Below are 16,687 nucleotides of genomic sequence, written 5' to 3'. Positions count from 1 at the left end.
GGCCGTTGCACAAAGCAAAACACCGCCGGCATTGCTGCTCCGGCGGTGTTGAGACCTATGGATGGTACTGAAGTCGAGCGTTATGCCGCCTTCACCTCGCCCTCGACCGGGGCCAGGCGAATGAGATAGTCGAAGGCCGACAGCGAGGCCTTGGCACCCTCGCCCATGGCGATGACGATCTGCTTGAAGGGCGTCGTCGTCGCATCGCCGGCCGCGAACACGCCGGGCTGCGAGGTGGCCCCACGATGATCGATCTCGATCTCGCCGCGATTGGTGAGCGCCACGGTCTCTTTGAGGAACTCCGTGTTCGGCACCAGGCCGATCTGGACGAAGATGCCTTCAAGTTCGACGCGGTGCAGTTCATCGGTATCGCGGTTCTTGTAGGAAAGACCCGTGACCTTCGACCCGTCGCCATGCACTTCGGTCGTGAGCGCCGAGGTGACGACCTTCACATTGGGGAGCGAGTTCAACTTCCGCTGCAGCACCGCGTCGGCCCGCAGCTTGCCGTCGAACTCGATCAGCGTCACATGGGCGACGATGCCGGCGAGATCGATCGCCGCCTCGACGCCGGAATTGCCGCCGCCGATCACCGCCACGCGCTTGCCCTTGAACAGCGGACCATCACAATGCGGGCAATAGGCGACACCCTTGTTGCGATACTCGGCCTCGCCGGGCACGTTCATCTGCCGCCAGCGGGCGCCGGTCGCCAGAATGACGCTGCGCGCCTTCAGGACCGCGCCGTTCTTGAGATGCACTTCCGCCAGGCCGCCAGGCACCTTGGCCGGCACCAGTTTCTCGGCGCGCTGGACGTTCATGATGTCGACCTCATAGGCCTTCACATGTTCCTCGAGCGCCACGGCGAGCTTCGGCCCTTCGGTATGCGAGACCGAGATGAAGTTCTCGATCGCCATCGTGTCCAGCACCTGGCCGCCGAAACGCTCGGCCACCACACCGGTGCGAATGCCTTTGCGCGCGGCATAGATCGCCGCCGCGGCACCGGCCGGACCACCGCCCACGACCAACACGTCGAAGGGGGCCTTGTGCTTCAACTTCTCAGCCGCGCGCGCCTCGGCACCGGTATCGATCTTGGCGAGGATCTGTTCGAGATCCATGCGGCCTTGGCCGAATGGCTGGCCGTTCAGATAGATCGATGGCACGGCCATGACCTGGCGGCCATCGACTTCCGACTGGAAGCTGGCGCCGTCGATGGCGACGTGGCGGATCTTCGGATTGAGGACGCTCATCAGATTGAGCGCCTGCACCACATCCGGGCAGTTCTGGCAGCTTTGCGAGAAATAGGTCTCGAAATGGAAGTCGCCGTCCAATGCCTGGACCTGCTCGATCACGTCCTGGGCGGTCTTCGACGGATAACCACCGACCTGGAGCAAGGCGAGGACGAGCGAATTGAATTCATGGCCCATGGGCAGGCCGGCAAAGCGCACGCCAACGGCTGTGCCGGTGCGATGGATCGCGAAGGAGGGCTTCCTGGCATCGTCGTCGCGGCGCTCATAGGTGATGAGGGCGGAGAGCGTCGCGATCTCGCTCAACAGCTCTTCCATCTCGCGCGCGGTGTCGCTGGCGTCGAGCGAGGCGACAAGCTCGATCGGCTGCGTGATGCGCTCCAGATAGGCCTTCAGCTGTTCTTTGAGATTGGCGTCCAACATGATGAGACTCTCCGAGAATTGGTGTGCGGTCGGTATAGCTCTCCCCCGTCATCCCCGGGCTAAGACCCGGGGATCCACTGTTGTAACGGAGAGGGTGGATGCGCGGCCCCAGCCAAAATCAAAGCTGGGCCCGGGCATGACGGTAAAGAGCAGTCGGTCGTGTGTTAGATCTTGCCGACCAGGTCGAGGGACGGAGCCAGGGTCTTGGCGCCTTCCTTCCAGGCGGCCGGGCAGACTTCACCCGGATGTGCCGCGACATACTGTGCCGCCTTGATCTTGCGCAGGAGTTCCTTGGCGTCGCGGCCGATGCCACCGGCGGTGACTTCGACGATCTGGATGACGCCATTGGGATCGACGACGAAGGTGCCGCGGTCGGCAAGACCGGCGTCTTCAATGAGCACGTCGAAGTTGCGCGACAGACGCAGGGTCGGGTCGCCGAGCATCGTGTACTTGATCTTCTTGATGGCGGCCGAGGTGTCGGCCCAAGCCTTGTGGGCGAAATGGGTGTCGGTCGAAACCGAGTAGATCTCGACGCCGAGCTTCTGGAACTCGGCGTAATTGTCGGCGAGGTCTTCGAGCTCGGTCGGGCAGACGAAGGTGAAATCGGCCGGGTAGAAGAAGAAGACGGCCCACTTGCCCTTCAAATCGGCTTCGGTGACGGAAATGAATTTGCCGTCTTTGAAGGCTTCGGCCTTGAACGGCTTAATGGTGCTGTTGATCAACGACATATCGAACGTTCTCCAATTGCGTGGTGGATGCGGTTAACTCGCACCGCAATAAATAGGGCAGTCGTCCTGATTTATGAAATAGATTATTTTTGAACTTTTAATCGACCCAATCGATTAGTGATCCAGAATCCGTACGTCTATTTGTGATATCGGTCATTTTATGGATTTTTAATGTTGGAGATTCCACGTTTCTGCCTTATGCACCCACCACTACTTCGGTAATACCGAACGGGCTTGCAGGGATGGCAACCCTCTCATTCGAGGTGATGCATGAACGAAGCATTGGCATTGTCGACAACGGTCGAGCGCGTCTATGACGCGGCGCTAACCCCTGCCCTTTGGCCCGAGGCGCTGGCCAGGATCGCCAGCTATGTCGAGGGCTACAGCGCCGCGATCTTTACCAAGACGCCCGCGCTTATCGACAGCACCATCCATCATCATGATGGACGCATCGAGGCGACCTTCCGCCATTCCTATTTCACGCAATACATCAAGCTGGACCCGGCCAATACGCTGCAATACTTCGCCGAGTTGGAAAAGCCGGTCAGCGTTTCCAGCCTCGTCCCCCCGGACGAGATGATGGAATCGCGCTTCTTCCAGGAATGGGCGGCACCGCAGGGCCTGGTCGATTTCGTCACCGTGGCGCTCGAAAAGTCGCGCGCCTCCTCGGCCATGCTCGGCGTGTTCCGACATGCCAGCCAAGGTGTGGCGGATGAAACCGTCCTTCGCCGCATGGGGCTCATCGCCCCGCATGTGCGCCGCGCGGTCTTCATCGGCCGGGCAGTGGAACAGAAATCCGAGGAAGCGGCTGCCTTGGCCGATACGCTCGATGCCATCGGCAGCGCACTCATTCTTGTCGACCGCGAGGGGCGTATCCTCCATGCCAATGCCGCTGCCTATCTGGTGATGGAGGAGCAGGATCTGTGTCGTGCGCTCTCCGGCAAGCTTTCCTTCCGCGAACGCACCGCAAATGACGCGCTGCGCTGCCTGCTGACGACCCCGGCCAGCAGCAATGCACCGCGCGATCTGCGGCTCACCCTCACCCATGACGATGGCGAGAGCTACCTCGCTCATGTCTTGCCGCTGTCTTTCCGCGCCAATCGCAATGGCACGCATGGTGCCGCCGCCGTCATCTGCCTACAGCGCGCGGCCCTTGAGCTTGATGCCGCGCCGCGCGTCATCGCCCAGAGCTTTGGCCTGACGCCGACGGAACTGCGCGTCCTGCTGGCCATCGTCGAGATCGGCGGCGTGCCGGAAACGGCTGAATCGCTTGGCATCGGCGAAGGCACAGTGAAGACGCATCTGCGGCGTATTTTCGCCAAGACCGGTGCGGGAAGGCAGGCGGATCTGGTGCGGCTGGTCGCCACCCACACTTCACCGCTCGGCGGTCGCAACGGCCACCAAGAGCCCCAGCGCCTCGTCGCCGCACAGTAACCCGGCCAACATCAATCGAGGCGCCGCAAAGCCGCCGGGACCGGCCCGCCGCTGGCCCAGTCGAGCAGTTCGACCGTATGCAGGATGGGCTGGGTGAGACCGCTTTCGAGTTGCTGCAAGCAGCCGATATTGCCGGCCGAGACGAGATCGGCGCCGGTCTTTTCGATGTTGGCGAGCTTGCGCGCACGAAGTTGATTGGCGAATTCCGGCTGCAGCAGGTTGTAGGTACCGGCCGAACCGCAGCAGAGATGCGCTTCCGGCACATCGACGACCTCGAAGCCGGCGCCGCGCAGCAAATCCTTCGGTGCCGCCAGCACCCGTTGGCCATGCTGCAAAGAACAGGCGGCGTGGTAGGCGATCCTCATGTGCGGCAGCGACACGGCCGGCGAAACACCGCCGATCTGTACCAGATACTCGCTGATATCGAGCGCCTTCGCGGCGATCGTCCGCGCCACAGCCTCGTCTGCATCGCCGCGGAACAGGTGCCCCCAATCCTTGATTGCGGTGCCGCAGCCAGATGTCGTGATGACGATGGCATCGAGACCCGGTCCGTTCATCTCCCGCGCCCAGGCATGCAATGTCGCGCGTGCCGTTTCCTTGGCCGCACGCTCGCGGCCCAAATGTTGCGTGAGGGCGCCGCAGCAGCCGGCACCTTCGGCCACCACCACCTCGATCCCTAAGCGATTGAGCAGACGGATAGCGGCTGCGTTGATGCCGGGCTTCAGCACCGGCTGCGCGCAGCCGGCGAGGATCGCGACGCGGCCCTTGCGCGGCCCTTGTGCCGGAAAGACACCCGGTTGATCGGTCACGGCCGGCGCGGCGATTTTGGCCGGCAGCATGTCGAACATCGCCTTGAGGCGGCCAACGAAGAGCGACGGCACCCCGGTGATCTTGGCCAACTTCCCCATCATCAATGCCAGGCGGAAAAGCGTCTGGCTGGGCAGGACGACGCTCAACACATCGCGCAAGAGGCGATCGAAGAATGGCCGCTTGTATTGTTCCTCGATCCGCACCCGCGCCTGATCGACCAGATGCATGTAGTCAACCCCCGACGGGCAGGTCGTCATGCAGGAAAGGCAGGTGAGGCAGCGATCGACATGGCGGGCGACGATCGCATCCGCCTGCTCATCCCGCTCCAGCATGTTCTTGATGAGATAGATGCGCCCGCGCGGGGAATCGTTTTCATCGCCGGCGATGACATAGGTGGGACAGGTCGCCGTGCAGAAGCCGCAATGGACACAGGTGCGCAGGATCTTGTCGGCGGCGGCAAGATCCGGATCGGCAAGTTGAGCGAGGGAAAAATGAGTCTGCATGCTGGCTAGAGATCCGGATGCAGGCGGCCGCGGTTGAACATGAGACCGGGATCGAAAGCCGCGCGGATTTTTTTGAGGAGCGGCACGGGCACTTCAGGGGAGAAGACGGCGTCCCCGCGCCGCAGCTCATCCGGGGCGCGCAGCAGGGTGGCGTGGCCGCGCCCCTTGAGATAGCCACGAATGATCTGCCTGACAGCACCGATATCCATGAGGGAATGAGCCAGCCAGATCCTGCCGCCGCCCCAATCAACCTGGGCTTTCGCCCCATCGAGCTGACCCAGCAATGACGCAAGGCCATCGGCAAAGCCCGCCGCCGGCACCGACAGCGACCATAAAAGGGCGGGTTCCGGCACCAAGACGTGGTCGATATGGCGGAGGCCCTGCCAGATGTCCGCCGCGTGAATCCCCGTCAACACCTCACCCTCGCCCGCCATCTTCGTCAGTTCGCCCAACCGGTAGCCAACGGAGGGACCGGACCCTTCCAGCCGGAAATAGAGGCGTTGCCGATCCGGCAGAAACACGGCACCCGTCGGTTCGATGGTACTTCCCAGCACGGAGACAAACAGATGCTGTGCCTTTGCGGCCTCGACCCCGTCGAGAACGAGTGTCGCAGTGGCTTCCGGCGCCGGCATCACCTTCAGTGTCACTTCGGTCATGGCGACCAATGTGCCGAACGAGCCAGCGATCAGTTTGGGCAGATCATATCCGGTGACGTTCTTGACCACCTTGGCACCGGCCTTGATCGCCTCGCCGCTGCCATTCACGCCCTTGAAACCGAGAAAGAAATCCCGCGCCGCGCCGACGAAGGGCCGACGTGGACCGGATAGATTGGTGGCGATGACGCCGCCGATTGTCTGCTCGCCGCGCGGCCCGCCATAGAGCGGGCCGAGGTCGATCGGCTCGAAGGCCAGGTACTGGCCGGCATCGGCCAATGCCTGTTCAACGACCGCCAGCGGCGTCCCTGCCCCGGCGGTCATGACCAGTTCGGCCGGGGTGTAATCGGTGATGCCGCTGAACTTGCGCAACGAGACCGGCTTTCCGTCGAACACACGACCCCAGCCGGCCTTGGTGCCGTGGCCGCAGAGTGCGAGCGGCTCGCCCGATCTCACAATATCAATGAGGTCTGCGTCGGTTTGCGGGAGCAGCATCTAGAACCGCGGCAAGTCGGGGTGGGGCAGCTTGCCGCCCTTCACATGCATGGCGCCCAGTTCGGCGCAGCGGTGCAGCGTCGGAAAGACCTTGCCGGGATTGAGCAGATTACCGGCGTCGAACGCGCATTTGACGCGCAGCTGCTGGTCCAGATCGGCTTCATTGAACATGGTGGGCATCAGGTCGCGCTTTTCGACACCGACGCCGTGCTCGCCGGTCAGCACGCCGCCGACATCGACGCAGAGCTTCAGGATATCGGCGCCGAACGCCTCGGCGGCTTCAAGCTCGCCGGGCTTGTTGGCGTCGTAGAGGATGAGCGGATGCAGATTGCCGTCACCGGCGTGAAAGACATTGGCGACGCGCAGGCCATGTTCCACGGAGAGTTCATTCATGCGCTGGAGAACCTGAGGCAGGCGGCTGCGCGGGATGGTGCCATCCATGCAATAGTAATCGGGCGAGATGCGCCCGACCGCTGGGAACGCCGCCTTGCGCCCGGCCCAGATGAGCAGGCGTTCCGCTTCGCTTTGACTGACGCGTAAACCGGTGGCGCCATGCGCCGTCGCGATGCTGCTCACGCGCGCGATGAGATCGTCGACTTCGACCTCCGGCCCATCGAGTTCGACGATGAGCAAGGCGTCGGCATCGAGCGGGTAGCCGGCATGGACGAAATCTTCGGCGGCATGAATGGCGGGCTTGTCCATCATCTCCATGCCAGCGGGAATGACGCCGGCACCGATGATGGCAGCGACCGCCGCGCCGGCACTTTCGGTCGAGGCGAAACCGGCAAGGAGCGCACGCGCCTCTTCTGGTTTCTTCAACAGCTTCACGGTGACTTCCGTGACGACGCCCAGAAGACCTTCTGAGCCGGTGAAGAGCCCCATGAGATCGTAAAGGCCGGCATCGAGATGCTTGCCGCCGAGTCTGATGATCTCGCCATCCATCAGCACCACCTCAAGGCCGAGGAGGTTGTTGGTGGTGAGACCGTATTTCAGGCAATGCACACCGCCCGAATTTTCGGCGACATTGCCGCCGATCGAACAGGCGATCTGGCTGGAGGGATCAGGCGCGTAATAGAAGCCGTCGCCCGCCACCGCGTGAGAGATCGCCAGATTGGCGACACCTGGCTGCACCACGGCGCAGCGGTTGGCGAGATCGATGTCGAGAATTTTGTTGAGCTTGCCGAGGCCGAGCAATAACCCATCAGCCAATGGCAGCGCACCACCCGAGAGCGAGGTCCCCGCGCCGCGCGGCACTACCTTGATATTGAAGCGATGCGCGATCTTGAGGGCGGCCGACACCTCCGCCGTCGATCGTGGCAGGGCAACCGCCAAGGGAACCTGGCGATAGGCGGTCAGGCCATCGCTCTCATATGGCCGCATGGCGCGGGTGTCAGAAATGACATTCTCGGCGCCGAGGGCCGCGCGCAAAGCGGCAACGAAATCCGGGGCAGCGGCCAGGGCTGCTGTATCGGGCGGCGGCATCAGCATGGGACGATTCTATAGCGCAAAAAGAAACCGCGCGGGGAAAGTCCCACGCGCGGTTTCTTCATTCAGTCAGTCGGATCCAGCTCGATCAACGCGCTGGACCGAAATTCTTCAGCCTGCGCAGCCCAATCCCAGGGTGAGGATGCTCAACCCTGGCGCGCCTTGAAGCGCGGATTGGTCTTGTTGATCACGTAGACCCGGCCCTTGCGGCGCACGATACGGCAATCCTTGTGCCGCGCCTTGGCCGACTTCAGCGAATTAACAACCTTCATGGTCCGGTTCCTTGAGAAAACAACGAGTCTTGAAATGGTGGCGCAACATAGTGACCAGGGCGGGACCTGTCAACCATCGTCTGGTGTCCTCAAGTTGCTGAAATATATGAATTAACAGCCGGTTACCAGTTCGACATCAGCTTGGTGCCGCCCAGCTTGATGGCGTAATAGCGCATGACCTTGAGATGGCCGGCATCCATGGCCGCAACCCGGCGGGACCACAGCTCAACTTCCTTAACCACTTGTTCTGGAAGAGCTTTTGCATGAGCAGCCTTCTGGCCGCCCGCCTGGGTGAAATCGACCCAGCCATCCATGATCAGCTTGCGGTAGCGCTCGGTGATGTCCTCATTGACCCGGAGGTCGAAATTGAGTTCGCGGAACCACTTCACATATTCGGCGCTGGAGGCGAAATGGGTGGGATCGGCTGGGGCGAGGCCCAGCCCCTGGAGCTTCTGGTCATTGGCCTGCAGCTCGTCGCTGCGGACGAAATCCGTGATCGAGACCTGGCCGCGGGGTTTCAGGGTCCGTTCGAAGATCTTCAGCAATTTTTCCTTGTCTTCGACCAGATAGAGCGACTCAGAGGACAAGATGCAATCGACCGAGCCCGCCTTGGGCTCGAAGCCTTCGGGCGCGTAGCGGACGATATCGGCCTTCTTCTCGAGACCGGCCTTGATCGACATTTCCTTGCCAGCCTTGGCAAGGTCCGCCGTCGGCTCCAGGCCGCTCACCCATACGCCGAATTCGTTGACCAGAGCGCGGGTTCCGCCGCCGAGGCCAGCGCCGAACTCCATCACCGTCAGGGAGGGGTTGAGGCCAAAGGGCTTGGCCAATCCAAGCACATGCTCCTCGCCGCCGGGCTTATAGTAGCCCTCGCCCCACACCTGCTGCTGGATGCGAATCGCTTCGTTTTCCCAGGGCATCAATGGCGGAATGACGACGGCCGGCGCGGTCAGGACCGGCTCAGACCGGGTGCCCGGGCCCTGTGCGCTTGGCGCGGCGACGCGGATTTCCTCGCCTTCCCACCATGCGCGCAGGCGCACGTTCCAGGCTACTTTGGCACCGTCTTCGGTTTTCATCTTCCCCCAATGGGCCATTGCCGATTCACGGCAAATCAACTACTTAACTCTACCTTCTGCATTCCTGAATCGCAAGTTGAGGTCGTCCGGCCATCATGTCGCCGCTTCGCGTGCCCGGCCCGGGTGAAGGGACCCAGCCGGCGTCGCCCGCGCCGCTCTCCTATCACTTGAAACGGACGGTTGCATTGGCCCTGCCGGTGATGGCAGCCCGCGCCGGCCTTGTCATCATGTTCACGGTCAACGCCATCTTCTGCGGCTGGCAGGGAACGGCCGCGCTGGCGGATCTCGGCGCTGCCGCCATCCCCCAGGTGACGCTGATGGTGGTCGGCGTCGGCCTGCTCATCGGGACGATCATTCTCACCGCCCAGGCTGCCGGGTCCGAACGATATCTGGAATGCGGACGCGCCTTGCGCGCGGGCCTCACCATCGCCTGCGGCATCGGAATCGTCTTCATGCTGGTGCTCTCGCCGGCCGAAAGCCTGTTGAGACTCTTTCAGCAGCCGCCGGAGACTTTCGACGGTGGCGGCAGGGCGCTTGCCATCCTGGGTTATTCGCTGCCCGGCATCCTGATGTTCAGCGCCTGCTCATTCTTCCTGGAGGGGATCAACCGGCCAATGCCCGGCATGGTCATCGCGCTCTCCGGCAATCTCATCAACTTCGCGCTGAACTGGGTCTTCGTGTTGGGGCATCTGGGGGCTCCGGAAATGGGGGCCGCGGGGTCGGCGCTTGCCACCACCATCACGCGCTGGTGCATGCTGGCAGCAATCGCCACCTACATCCTCTCCATGAAGGACCGTACCAAGTACGGCGCCCTGCCCTGGTTCAGCCTGCATGCCGCGACGCTCAAGCACATGCTGCGGCTGGGATTGCCGCTGGCCTTTGCCATCGGCACCGAAACCGCCTGCTTCAACATGATGATCTACATGGCCGGCTGGCTTGGCAGCACCGAGCTTGCCACGATGTATGCCACGATCAATTTCACCAGCTTCGTCTACATGCTGACATTGGGGTTGTCGACGGCCGCCTCTGTGCGCGTCGGCAATGCGATCGGCCGGCGCAACGCGGGTGATGTCGCCCGCGCCGGCTGGACCGCCGTCGGCCTGGAAGTGGCGGTGATGGGGTTGGTCGCCAGCGTCACCGCGGTTCTCGCGCCAAAGATCGCCGGCGCCTACAGCCAGGACCCACTGGTGCTGCCGCTGCTGACGGCGGCCCTCACGCTTACCACTTTGCTGTTCATCGTCGATGGCCTACAAGGCGTGTTGATGGGCGCCCTGCGGGGTACGGCGGACACCTTGATTCCCACCATCGTCTATATCGTCAGTTTCGTCGTGGTGGGCCTGCCCATGGGTTACATGATTGGATTTCTGCAAGGGGCCGGCGTTCCAGCGCTGATCTGGTCGCTGATCGCGGCGCTGATCGTCGCGGCGATGGGCCTTGGCTGGCGCTTCCACTATTTGAGTTCGCGGCCGGAAGGGTTGTGGCGATGAGTGCTGCCAGCGATTACCTGGTGATCGGCGCCGGGGTGTCGGGTGCTGCCGCAGCGGCTGAACTGGCGCAAGCCGGCAGTGTGACGCTGGTCGAAATGGAAGAACGCGCCGGCTATCACAGTTCCGGCCGGTCGGCGGCACTCTACACGCCCAATTACGGGCCGGCCGTTGTGCGCACCATCATCGCCGCCAGCGCCGAATTCTACCGTGCGCCAATGCCGGGCTTCACCGATCACCCCTTGCTGACGCCGCGCCAGGCGATGACCTTCGTGCCCGCCGGATCGGAAGCCAAGATCGACGAATACATGGCGATGGCGACGCCTGAGACGCCCCTGCAGGAGATCTCGCCCGACCAGGCCTGCAAGCTGGCGCCGCTGCTGCGCCGTGAAGCCGTGGCCCGCGCCTCGCTCGATCCCCATGTGATGGACATGGATGCAGGCGCCATTCACCAGGGCTTCCTGAAACTGCTGAAGCATCGCGGCGGCAAGGTCTTCACCGACCATCGCATCACCAGGATCGAGCGGGAGGCCGGCTTGTGGCGTGCCACCACGACATCCGGCGCGACGTTTGCTGCCCCCATCGCCGTCAATGCCGGCGGTGCCTGGGCCGATGAGATCGGGCAGATGGCGGGCCTCAAGCCCATCGGCCTGGTGCCGATGCGCCGGACCGCCATCATCATCGCCGGCGATCCCGCCCTGGCACCCGCCACCATGCCGGCGGTCGATGACGGCGCCACCGAGGCCTATGTGAAGATCGACGCCGGACGGCTGATGGCATCGCTGGGCGACGCGACGCCAAGCCCGCCTTGTGACGCGCAGCCGGAGGATCTCGACATGGCGATGATCGTCGACTGGCTGGAGCGGAACACGCATCTCACGGTGAAGCGGATCGAGCACAGCTGGGCGGGCTTGCGCAGCTTCGTTGCCGATCACTGCCCCGTGGTCGGCTTCGATGACGATGCAGAGGGCTTCTTCTGGCTGGCTGGCCAGGGCGGCTATGGCATCATGCTGGCAGCGGCCCTGGGGCGCCTCACCCGCAGCCTTATAGTGCGCAACGAGGTGCCGGCGGATCTGCTGGCGCGTGGGCTCAAACTGGCGGAATTGGCCCCGGCGCGCTGCCGCGGATGAGAATTCGGTCGTCGCCGCATTCTTGATAACGAAATCTTCACCATATGCCGGCTTCTATGGGGGCATTGAGGCTTGGCGCCCTAGGCTGATCGTGGCACATTGCCCGCTTGAGAACGCCGTCTGTCGATGATCCGGGGGGATCCTGATGGATGGTCAAGCGGGGCTGCTCCGATCCCCGGATATTGCCGGCCGGAGCGAAGGGGATTGGATGAAATGATGAGCAACTTGCAGCAAGACACCGACGAGCATGGCGATCGCCGCCGCGCACAACGCTACGTGGTCAATCTGCCGACCGACGTCCTGATCAAGGGCGCCCGCGTGACGTGTCGCCTGGTCGATATTTCCGAAGGTGGCGCCTTGGTTGAAACCAGCGGCCCGGTCGCTGTCGGCGACAAGGTTTCGCTCGATCTGCCGAAGGTTGGCCCCACCATCGCCACCGTCGTCCGCGTCAGCCCCTCGCATATCGCGATGGCCTTCCCCGGCGCGATCATCATTTCCAGCATCGTCCGCTAGCGCACACGGCTATCTCCGATCTGGACTGAGCCGTCCCGTCATACCCTGGGATGACGGCGCTTTGTAAACGCAACGCGCCACTCAGTCCTTGCCGTCCAGCAGATTGAGCTTTTCGAGAATCTCGGCGACTTCGAATTCGCTGAGTTCCTGGCTGCGTGGAATTTCGAGATGGAGGCGGCCGGTCCCGAGATCGACGACCACGGCCTCGCGTTTGCGGCGATAACGCTCGGGCATCAGATACATGCGGTCGCCGGTCGCAAAGCCCTTGACGTCCGGCGTCAGGATGCAGGCGCCGCCTTGCGAGATGTTGCGATAATTGGTGATGGCCAGCGTGCGCCGCGCATTATCGTCATCGAAGACCAGCATCGCCGTGCCCCCAAACTGAAAGCGCGGTTGTCGTCGGTGATCCGGGTCCTGATCGTCATCAGCCATGACGGCCATCCTCCGTTTCTGGACGGGCCGGAATGAAGATAAGCGAGCCCTTCGCGTCGGGGCAAACGATAATGGCCCAATTGGACACACCCAATCACGCAGAGGACCCGAAACGCCGCAGCTTCTGCACCCATGCTTAATGAGAGGTTAACCCTGGCACGACCGCGCCGGCCTCGCTAAGCTCCGCTGCCCCATCAATTTGGGGTTTTATCCATCATTCAGATCGCCATTCCAGTTTGGGGAACAGCCACATGGCCGAGCGCCGCAAGACCGATACCAAAGCCATGACGCAGCCGCGTTACACGGGAATTCCAACCTTCATGCGCGTGCCGCTGGCCGGCGAGGATTGGAGCGGGATCGATATCGGCCTCATCGGCGTGCCCTATGACGGCGGCGTCACCAACCGGGCCGGTGCCCGCCATGGCCCGCGCGAGATCCGCAATCAATCCTCCTTCATGCGCACCATTCATCATGTGACGCGCGTGAACCCCTACGACCTGGTCAGTGTCGCCGATCTGGGTGACGTGCTCTTCACCAAATTGCTGCAGCATCCCGGCGCGCTGGACGAGATCGAAACGGTGTTCGCCAAGATCAAGGGACATGGCATCACGCCGCTCACGGCCGGCGGCGATCACACCATCTCGCTGCCCATTCTGCGCGCGCTGGCCAAGGACCGCCCGGTCGGCATGATCCATATCGACGCCCATACCGACACCTGGCAGATGTTCCAGGGCTCGAAATTCTCCCATGGCTCGCCCTTCCGGAATGCCACCGAGGAAGGCTTGCTGGACCCCAAGCGCGTCATCCAGATCGGCATCCGCGGTGCGCAGACGACGGCCGATGGCTGGGACTTCTCGCAAAAGAGCGGCATGCGCGTCGTGTTCATGGAGGAGTTCGCCGAGATCGGCGTCGATGCCGTGATCCAGGAAGCGCGCCGCGTCGTGGGCGATGGCCCGGTCTATTTAAGCTTCGATGTGGACGGCTTGGACCCGATCTATACGCCCGGCACGGGCACGCCGGAAATCGGCGGCATCACGACACTCGAGGCACAAAAGCTGCTGCGCGGTTTGCGCAATCTCGATTATGTCGGCGCCGATGTCGTCGAAGTGGCCCCGCCCTTCGACCCCACCGGCAACACCGCATTGGTCGCCGCGACCCTGATGTATGAGATCCTGTGCCTGCTGGCGGAGCGGATCGATAGCCGGAGGTAGGGTTCGTCAACGCTCTCATTGTCATCCCCCGCGAAGGCGGGGGATCCACGAGTTTCTTTCTTCGTGCCGCCAACTAACTCGTGGATGGCCCGCCTAAAGCGGGCCATGACAACAATGGCGGTTCCGCTACCCAGCAAACCCTTCCGAGCGATGCACTTCCCTGCCGCCGAGCAAGGTGAGGTCGACCTGCGTGTCGCCGATTTCGTAAGGATCGATCTCGAAAATATCCCGATCGAGGATGATGGCGTCGGCATATTTGCCGGGCGTCAGTGAGCCGGTCTCGTCGGCGCGCCAGGCAGCGGCCGCCGCAAGCGTGGTGTAGCCGCGCACCACCTGCTCCACCGTCATGCGCTCTTGCGCCTCGAAGATCGGGAAGTCCTTGGCGACATGCGCCGGCTGGCGCGTCACTGCCGTCTGCATGATCGGAAACGGGTTCAATGTCGACACGCCCCAATCGCTGCTGACGGCGTAAGGGGCGCCGCTGTCGACGATAGTGCGCCAGGGATACATCCAGCGGCCGCGCTCCTTGCCGACGAAGGGAAGCGCCATCTCGGTCACCGACGGCTCGCAGCGCGCCCAGAGCGGCTGCATGTTGGTGACAACCTTCAAGTCACGCAGGCGCGGGATATCGTTGGGGTGGATGAGCTGGACATGGGCCAGTTGATGCAGGCTCGGCCAGGCCCCATTCGCTTTCCGTGCCGCTTCGATGCAGTCAAGGGCCACACGGGTCGCCCGGTCGCCGATGACATGGACATGGAGCTGGAACCGCGCCGCATCGAAGGCGATGAAAAGCTGCTCGAGCAACGTCTCGTCGAACATGATTGGCGCATTGCCGCCGGTGGCGTCGGAGTAATCTTCGATCATCGCCGCGGTGCGGTTCTCGACCACGCCGTCGAGGAAGAACTTGGCCGAATGCACGGCCGTATTTGCGGTGCGATAGTCGCGGCGCAGCGCCTCGACCCGGCCCAGCGCATCCTTCACGGTTTCCGTGGGGAACACCTTTGCCGTGGCGGTCAAGCGCACGCTGAGCTCACCCGCTTCGTCCAGCGCCTTATAGACCTTCATATGCCGCTCCCACACCATGGCATCGAGCACGCCGGTGATGCCGTGGGTGTTGCAGAGCTTCTGTCCGTATTGCACGCCCTTCGCATAGACGTCGAGATTGGTCTTGGGCATGCGGGCGCGGATCCAATCGATCGCGTCTTCATAGATGAGGCCGGTCGGGGTGCCGTCGTCCTCGCGCACGAAGGCACCACCAGAGGGATCGGCAACACTCTTGTCGAGGCCCATGATCTCGCAGGCCTTGGTGTTGACAGCTGCGTTGTGGCCGTCGGCCGCGAAGATGAAGACCGGGCGGTCCGGCACGGCAGCATCGAGCACCTGGCGATTGAGATTCTGCGCGCCGAAGATCCCGGTATACCAGCCGGTGCCCTTGACCCAGAGGTCATTGGTCTTTTGCGAGAACTCACGCAGGCGCTGCTGCAATTCCTCGACCGTCTTGGCGCCCTCGAGATTGACGCTGCTGGAAAACCCGGTGCCGCTGTCCTGCAGATGAATGTGCGTGTCCTGGAAACCAGGCAGAACGAGGCGCCCACCGGCATCGACCCTTCGTGCGCCATTGGCCAGCGCCTTGATCTCGTCATTGCGGCCGATGGCGACGATGCGCCCGTCCTTGGCCGCCAAGGCTTCGACCTGGGGCTGCAAGGGATCCATGGTGCGGATCTTGCCGTTGAGGATTACGAGATCGGGTGAGCCAGCCATCGCCTGCCTGCCTTCTTTTTCATTTGTATTGGAAGGCTGGATGAAATCAGGTTGGGAGGGCCAAGTCCATCCCGCTTCAGCGGTATCCTTCGAGCGGTGAGACGAGCCCGAGTTCGGCGCAGATATCGCGCGCAAGATCGGCCTGGTTCAGCGTGTAGAAGTGGAAATGGTCGACGCCGGCGCGACGCAGGCCCTCGCATTGCTTCAGCGCTGTCTCAAAAGCCAATTGCCGGCACCCGCTTGCGTCCTCGGCCACAGCATCGAAGCGCGCGCGAAGATCGGCTGGCACGTGGGTCCCGCAGCCTTCGGCCATCGCCGCCACTTTCTGGAAATTGCGGATGGGCAGGATGCCCGGCACGATCGGCACATTGATACCGGCGCGCGCCGCGCGATCCTGGAAGCGCTTGAAGCAATCATTGTCGAAAAAGAACTGGGTGATGGCGCGCGTGGCACCGGCATCGATCTTCCGCTTCAAATGGTCGAGATCGGCCTGGGCGTCCTTGGCCTGCGGATGCGTCTCGGGGTAGGCGGCGACGCTGATGTCGAAGGGATGCAGGCGCGCAAGGCCCGCGACCAGGCTGTCGGCGTAAGCGTAACCATCGGCTGTCGGCTGGTAACACGCCCCGATGCCACCCGCCGGATCACCGCGCAAGGCCACGAGACGGTGGATGCCTGCCTGCCAATAGGCGTCGGCAATGGCGTCGATCTCGGCACGGCTGCCGCCGACGCAGGTGAGGTGGGCGGCCGCCGCCACGCCGCAGCGAGCCTGGATGCTGCGCACCAGATCACGGGTCTGGTCGCGGGTCGACCCGCCGGCACCATAAGTGACTGAGACGAAGCGCGGGGCGAGCGCCGCCAGATCATCAGCCGCTGCCCAGAAGGCGGGCACAGCCTCGGCCTGGCGCGGCGGGAAGAATTCGAAGCTGACGGCAAGATTGAGCGCGCGGCCGGAGCGTTCCGTCCGGGTGCCGCCGATGGGCGACGGCTGGGGCAGCGGTTCCTCGATCATGTTCATCCGGGCCCTCGCGGGTTGGGT

15 protein-coding genes are annotated in these 16,687 nt (G+C 63.1%); 5 read left to right on the top strand and 10 right to left on the bottom strand.

The features are described 5' to 3' along the window. Positions 1 to 80: 80 nt before the first annotated feature. Both ahpF and ahpC read right to left on the bottom strand, forming a co-directional pair. Complete coding sequence (gene ahpF, locus SMD31_RS13045) at positions 81 to 1,664, bottom strand: alkyl hydroperoxide reductase subunit F (RefSeq protein WP_320501334.1); 1,584 nt, start codon at positions 1,662 to 1,664, stop codon at positions 81 to 83. A 164-nt stretch (positions 1,665 to 1,828) separates the two neighbouring features. Continuing rightward, on the bottom strand, positions 1,829 to 2,392 hold the full coding sequence (gene ahpC / locus SMD31_RS13040) for an alkyl hydroperoxide reductase subunit C (RefSeq protein ID WP_320501333.1): 564 nt from the start codon (positions 2,390 to 2,392) through the stop codon (positions 1,829 to 1,831). 270 nt (positions 2,393 to 2,662) lie between these two features. Here ahpC and SMD31_RS13035 point away from each other — a divergent pair, with 270 nt between their 5' ends. Further along, on the top strand, positions 2,663 to 3,826 hold the full coding sequence (locus SMD31_RS13035) for a helix-turn-helix transcriptional regulator (RefSeq protein ID WP_320501332.1): 1,164 nt from the start codon (positions 2,663 to 2,665) through the stop codon (positions 3,824 to 3,826). Positions 3,827 to 3,837: 11 nt separating this feature from the next. On the opposite strand, the gene glcF is transcribed toward SMD31_RS13035, so the two are convergent. From glcF to SMD31_RS13010, 5 genes are all read right to left on the bottom strand, one after another. Then, on the bottom strand, positions 3,838 to 5,139 hold the full coding sequence (glcF, locus tag SMD31_RS13030; protein ID WP_320501331.1) for a glycolate oxidase subunit GlcF: 1,302 nt from the start codon (positions 5,137 to 5,139) through the stop codon (positions 3,838 to 3,840). A 5-nt stretch (positions 5,140 to 5,144) separates the two neighbouring features. Further along, positions 5,145 to 6,287 carry an FAD-binding protein gene (locus SMD31_RS13025; protein ID WP_320501330.1) on the bottom strand — a complete coding sequence of 381 codons (1,143 nt, stop codon included), beginning with the start codon at positions 6,285 to 6,287 and terminating at the stop codon, positions 5,145 to 5,147. Then, entirely contained in the window at positions 6,288 to 7,775 is a 1,488-nt protein-coding gene (locus SMD31_RS13020; RefSeq protein WP_320501329.1) for an FAD-linked oxidase C-terminal domain-containing protein, read from the bottom strand. A gap of 143 nt (positions 7,776 to 7,918) precedes the next feature. Next, positions 7,919 to 8,044 (bottom strand): type B 50S ribosomal protein L36, encoded by a 126-nt coding sequence (ykgO, locus tag SMD31_RS13015; protein WP_133612612.1) that lies wholly within the window; start codon positions 8,042 to 8,044, stop codon positions 7,919 to 7,921. Positions 8,045 to 8,166: 122 nt separating this feature from the next. Then, positions 8,167 to 9,120, bottom strand: coding sequence for a class I SAM-dependent methyltransferase (locus SMD31_RS13010; protein ID WP_320501328.1), 954 nt, complete (start codon positions 9,118 to 9,120; stop codon positions 8,167 to 8,169). Between the two features lie 95 nt (positions 9,121 to 9,215). Between SMD31_RS13010 and SMD31_RS13005 the strand changes: the two genes are divergently transcribed. The 3 genes from SMD31_RS13005 to SMD31_RS12995 all read left to right on the top strand — a co-directional run bounded on the left by SMD31_RS13005 (position 9,216) and on the right by SMD31_RS12995 (position 12,247). Then, entirely contained in the window at positions 9,216 to 10,607 is a 1,392-nt protein-coding gene (locus tag SMD31_RS13005) for an MATE family efflux transporter (protein ID WP_320501327.1), read from the top strand. Then, positions 10,604 to 11,734, top strand: a complete 1,131-nt coding sequence (locus SMD31_RS13000; RefSeq protein WP_320501326.1) for an NAD(P)/FAD-dependent oxidoreductase — start codon at positions 10,604 to 10,606, stop codon at positions 11,732 to 11,734. Before SMD31_RS13005 ends, SMD31_RS13000 begins: the two co-directional genes overlap by 4 nt. Before the next feature lie 213 nt (positions 11,735 to 11,947). Further along, the gene (locus tag SMD31_RS12995) at positions 11,948 to 12,247 is read left to right on the top strand and encodes a PilZ domain-containing protein (RefSeq protein ID WP_320501325.1); all 300 of its coding nucleotides are present in this window, start codon (positions 11,948 to 11,950) and stop codon (positions 12,245 to 12,247) included. Positions 12,248 to 12,328: 81 nt separating this feature from the next. Here the strand turns inward: SMD31_RS12995 and SMD31_RS12990 are convergent, their stop codons facing one another. Beyond that, positions 12,329 to 12,679, bottom strand: a complete 351-nt coding sequence (locus SMD31_RS12990; protein ID WP_320501324.1) for a PilZ domain-containing protein — start codon at positions 12,677 to 12,679, stop codon at positions 12,329 to 12,331. A gap of 251 nt (positions 12,680 to 12,930) precedes the next feature. Between SMD31_RS12990 and speB the strand changes: the two genes are divergently transcribed. Further along, positions 12,931 to 13,890, top strand: a complete 960-nt coding sequence (speB, locus tag SMD31_RS12985; protein WP_320501323.1) for an agmatinase — start codon at positions 12,931 to 12,933, stop codon at positions 13,888 to 13,890. A 126-nt stretch (positions 13,891 to 14,016) separates the two neighbouring features. On the opposite strand, the gene SMD31_RS12980 is transcribed toward speB, so the two are convergent. After that, positions 14,017 to 15,651, bottom strand: coding sequence for an amidohydrolase (locus tag SMD31_RS12980; protein WP_320501322.1), 1,635 nt, complete (start codon positions 15,649 to 15,651; stop codon positions 14,017 to 14,019). A gap of 76 nt (positions 15,652 to 15,727) precedes the next feature. Beyond that, on the bottom strand, positions 15,728 to 16,660 hold the full coding sequence (metF, locus tag SMD31_RS12975; protein ID WP_320501321.1) for a methylenetetrahydrofolate reductase [NAD(P)H]: 933 nt from the start codon (positions 16,658 to 16,660) through the stop codon (positions 15,728 to 15,730). Positions 16,661 to 16,687: the final 27 nt, after the last annotated feature.

Origin of the sequence: Dongia rigui (genome assembly GCF_034044635.1) — a bacterium.
Taxonomy (GTDB): Bacteria; Pseudomonadota; Alphaproteobacteria; order Dongiales; family Dongiaceae; genus Dongia; species Dongia rigui.
The sequence above is the reverse complement of the archived record's forward strand: the minus strand, read 5'-3'. Positions and strand labels throughout refer to the sequence as shown.

Excerpts from the sequence above, each read along its gene's own strand:
- ahpF (WP_320501334.1), bottom strand. The coding sequence starts at position 1,664 with ATGTTGGACGCCAATCTCAAAGAACAGCTGAAGGCCTATCTGGAGCGC.
- ahpC (WP_320501333.1), bottom strand. The coding sequence starts at position 2,392 with ATGTCGTTGATCAACAGCACCATTAAGCCGTTCAAGGCCGAAGCCTTC.
- SMD31_RS13035 (WP_320501332.1), top strand. The coding sequence starts at position 2,663 with ATGAACGAAGCATTGGCATTGTCGACAACGGTCGAGCGCGTCTATGAC.
- glcF (WP_320501331.1), bottom strand. The coding sequence starts at position 5,139 with ATGCAGACTCATTTTTCCCTCGCTCAACTTGCCGATCCGGATCTTGCC.
- SMD31_RS13025 (WP_320501330.1), bottom strand. The coding sequence starts at position 6,287 with ATGCTGCTCCCGCAAACCGACGCAGACCTCATTGATATTGTGAGATCG.
- SMD31_RS13020 (WP_320501329.1), bottom strand. The coding sequence starts at position 7,775 with ATGCTGATGCCGCCGCCCGATACAGCAGCCCTGGCCGCTGCCCCGGAT.
- ykgO (WP_133612612.1), bottom strand. The coding sequence starts at position 8,044 with ATGAAGGTTGTTAATTCGCTGAAGTCGGCCAAGGCGCGGCACAAGGAT.
- SMD31_RS13010 (WP_320501328.1), bottom strand. The coding sequence starts at position 9,120 with ATGAAAACCGAAGACGGTGCCAAAGTAGCCTGGAACGTGCGCCTGCGC.
- SMD31_RS13005 (WP_320501327.1), top strand. The coding sequence starts at position 9,216 with ATGTCGCCGCTTCGCGTGCCCGGCCCGGGTGAAGGGACCCAGCCGGCG.
- SMD31_RS13000 (WP_320501326.1), top strand. The coding sequence starts at position 10,604 with ATGAGTGCTGCCAGCGATTACCTGGTGATCGGCGCCGGGGTGTCGGGT.
- SMD31_RS12995 (WP_320501325.1), top strand. The coding sequence starts at position 11,948 with ATGATGAGCAACTTGCAGCAAGACACCGACGAGCATGGCGATCGCCGC.
- SMD31_RS12990 (WP_320501324.1), bottom strand. The coding sequence starts at position 12,679 with ATGGCTGATGACGATCAGGACCCGGATCACCGACGACAACCGCGCTTT.
- speB (WP_320501323.1), top strand. The coding sequence starts at position 12,931 with ATGGCCGAGCGCCGCAAGACCGATACCAAAGCCATGACGCAGCCGCGT.
- SMD31_RS12980 (WP_320501322.1), bottom strand. The coding sequence starts at position 15,651 with ATGGCTGGCTCACCCGATCTCGTAATCCTCAACGGCAAGATCCGCACC.
- metF (WP_320501321.1), bottom strand. The coding sequence starts at position 16,660 with ATGATCGAGGAACCGCTGCCCCAGCCGTCGCCCATCGGCGGCACCCGG.